The following is a 3,067-nucleotide window of genomic DNA, read 5'->3' as shown; positions in this document are numbered from 1 at the left end:
TCTCACTATGACAGCTTGAAGAGGCCCCGGCTCGACGGCTAGACCTGGCCCCGTTTGCGACTCGCCGGTGGTGTTGCGACGGTTTGATCTGGCCCCACCTGATGGTTGCTCGTGAACATCGTTTCCGAGCCGAAGCAGGTGGTGGCCAATGATGGGATCGAAGGTGGAGCTGTTCGCGCAGATCCGGCGGGACGCCCGGGTCGAGGGCATGAGTATCCGGGCGTTGGCTCGCAAGCATGGCGTGCACCGGAGGACGGTGCGGCAGGCGTTGTCATCGGCGGAGCCGCCGCCGCGGAAGACGCCGGAGCGGTCGTCGCCGCGGTTGGACCGGTTCAAGGCGGCGATTGATGAGATGTTGCGGTCGGATCTGGATGCTCCGCGTAAGCAGCGGCACACCGCGACGCGGATCCGGGAACGCCTGGCGATCGAGCACGATGCGGTCGAGTTGTCGTATTCGACGGTGCGGGACTACGTGCGGGTCCGGCGGGCGCAGATCGAGGTGGAGGCCGGCCGCCGCCGGGAGGTGTTCATCGCCCAGGACCACGCATCCGGGGCGGAGGCGGAGGTCGACTTCGGCGAGGTCTGGGTGATCCTGGGCGGGGTGAAGACCAAGTGCCACATGTTCGTCTACCGGCTCTCGCACTCGGGCAAGGCCATTCACCGGGTCTATCCGACCGGCGGGCAGGAAGCGTTCCTCGAAGGGCACGTCGAGGCGTTCCGCGAGCTCGGCGGGGTCCCGACCCGGCATATCCGCTACGACAATCTCACCTCGGCGGTGGTCGCGGTCCTGCAGGGCGGAGACCGGCGGCGACAGGAGAACCCGCGGTGGACGTTGTTTCACTCGCACTACGGATTCGATCCGTTCTACTGCCAGCCCGGCATCGCCGGGGCGCACGAGAAGGGCGGCGTTGAAGGCGAGGTCGGATGGTTCCGCCGCAACCGGCTGACCCCAATGCCGCAGGTCGAGTCCCTCGATGAGCTCAACGAGCAGATCAAAGCCTGGGAGGACCGCGACGAGGGCCGCCGGATCGACGGACGACTGCGCACCATCGGCCAGGACTACGAGCACGACCGAGCAGCGCTCGCGCCGCTGCCGGTGGAGGATTTCGACCCGGGCCTGATCCTCACACCACGGGTCGATCGGTCGGCGATGATCACCGTTCGGATGGTGAAGTATTCGGTGCCGGCGCACCTGATCGGCCGCCGAGTCCGCGTCTCACTACAAGCCTCCCAGCTGCTGGTCTACGACGGCCGGACCCTGGTCGCGCGGCATCCACGGGTCGCCGGCCGCGGCACCGCGAAGATCGACCTCGACCACTACCTCGAGGTGCTCAAGTTCAAACCCGGTGCCCTGCCGGGATCAACGGCGTTGGCGCAGGCCCGCGCTGCCGGGGTGTTCACCGCCAGCCATGATGCGTTCTGGGCCGCCGCCCGACGAGTCAACGGCGACACCGACGGCACCAGCGAGCTGATCGACGTCCTGCTGCTGCACCGCAGCCTGCCCGCCGCGGCGGTGATCGCCGGCATCGATGCTGCATTGCGGGTCGGGGCGGTGAGCGCCGAGGTCGTCGCCGTTGAGGCTCGCCGCGCCGAAGCCCGCCTGCTCGCGCACGCCTCGGTCGCTGCCGACCAGACAGGTGGGGCCAACGCTGGCCGTCATCTCGATCGCCATGCCGAACGACGCGAGCAACGAGTTGTCAGCCTCACCCAACGACGGCTCGCAGACCCCGCGGCGGTGATCGCCGGCCTGCCACCCGACCGGCGACCGCTGCCCAGCGTTACGGCCTACGACCGCCTGCTCCCGCAGCACCGGCGACGCACTGCCTCCGACGCGCTACCTGCGTCGCTGGACCCACCACCGATTGAGTCGCTGGACCCACCACCGATTGAAAGGCCCACCCGGCTATGACCGCAACCGCCAATAAGAACCAGACGAATGCGCTGGCCCCGTCGTTGCGCCGCCGGGGCGGCCTCACCGAAGAAGCCGCCCTCGCCGCCGTTGACCAGGCCTGCCGGCGCCTACGCCTGCCGACAGTGCGGTCGATGATCGACCAGCACCTCACCGCCGCCGCCAAGCAGCAATTGTCCTACCAGGGGTTCCTCGCCGAACTCCTGCTCGCCGAAGTCGACGACCGGGACCGCCGCTCCACTGTTCGCCGCGTCAAAGCCGCGGGGTTCCCGCGGGAGAAGTGGCTGGCGGACTTCGACTTCGACGCCAACCCCGACATCGAACCCGCCACCATCCACCAGCTCGCCACCGGCGACTGGATCCGCCACGGACTGCCGCTCTGCCTCATCGGCGACTCCGGAACCGGCAAATCCCATCTGCTGATCGGATTGGGAACCGCTGCCGCCGAGCAAGGCTTTAGAGTCCGCTACACCCTCGCCACCAAACTAGTGAACGAGCTGGTCGAGGCCGCTGACGAGAAGCAGCTCGCGAAGACCATCAACCGCTACGGCCGCGTTGACCTGCTCATCATCGACGAGCTCGGCTACATGGAACTCGATCGCCGCGGCGCCGAACTGCTCTTCCAAGTCCTCACCGAACGCGAAGAGAAGAACAGCGTCGCGATCGCTTCCAACCAGTCCTTCTCCGGCTGGACAGACACCTTCACCGACCCACGACTCTGCGCCGCGATCGTCGACCGGCTCACCTACCGCGGCACCATCATCGAAACCGGCACTCACAGCTACCGCCTGGCTCACACCGAAGCAGCAGCTACCGCGGGCTAAGCGCGGCGTTCGTCCTTGACTACCGACAGATGCCGGCGCAAGGCCCGGTTCTGGTGAGTGACATAAACCACGGTCCACCGGGTCGTCAGGTTCGGCAGTGGCTCCCCGTCTTTAATCTTCACCCGGACCGATACCTGATCACCGAGCTGATCATCACGCGCGATCACGAACTCGGCATACGCACGCACCGACTCGCGATCCCAACCAGTCGGCGCAACCACACTGCGCACCCGCGGCCGCCCATCCACACCGCGGACTCTAGCGGCTCAGGGCCCCACTCAGGTGGGGCCGAATGAAACCGCCCTACCGGGGCCAGATCAACTTGACATAGCCA

The 3,067-nt window shown here is 67.2% G+C and carries 3 protein-coding genes; 2 read left to right on the top strand and 1 reads right to left on the bottom strand.

From position 1 onward, the window contains the following. Window positions 1-151: 151 nt before the first annotated feature. Both istA and istB read left to right on the top strand, forming a co-directional pair. A complete protein-coding gene (gene istA, locus ACLQ3K_RS26385; protein ID WP_227967292.1) occupies window positions 152-1,909 on the top strand; it encodes an IS21 family transposase in 1,758 nt (585 codons plus the stop codon). Then, the gene (gene istB, locus ACLQ3K_RS26380) at window positions 1,906-2,733 is read left to right on the top strand and encodes an IS21-like element helper ATPase IstB (RefSeq protein WP_068526535.1); all 828 of its coding nucleotides are present in this window, start codon (window positions 1,906-1,908) and stop codon (window positions 2,731-2,733) included. Before istA ends, istB begins: the two co-directional genes overlap by 4 nt. Here the strand turns inward: istB and ACLQ3K_RS26375 are convergent. Then, window positions 2,730-2,981: a hypothetical protein gene (locus ACLQ3K_RS26375; protein WP_133298647.1), complete on the bottom strand. Its 252-nt coding sequence runs from the start codon at window positions 2,979-2,981 to the stop codon at window positions 2,730-2,732. The two genes, istB and ACLQ3K_RS26375, sit on opposite strands and share 4 nt — an antisense overlap. Window positions 2,982-3,067 lie beyond the last annotated feature (86 nt).

Origin of the sequence: Tsukamurella sp. DT100 (genome assembly GCF_049844855.1) — a bacterium.
Lineage (GTDB): Bacteria > Actinomycetota > Actinomycetes > Mycobacteriales > Mycobacteriaceae > Tsukamurella.
This window is presented reverse-complemented; position numbering and strand designations above follow the sequence as displayed.

Excerpts from the sequence above, each read along its gene's own strand:
- istA (WP_227967292.1), top strand. The coding sequence starts at position 152 with ATGGGATCGAAGGTGGAGCTGTTCGCGCAGATCCGGCGGGACGCCCGG.
- istB (WP_068526535.1), top strand. The coding sequence starts at position 1,906 with ATGACCGCAACCGCCAATAAGAACCAGACGAATGCGCTGGCCCCGTCG.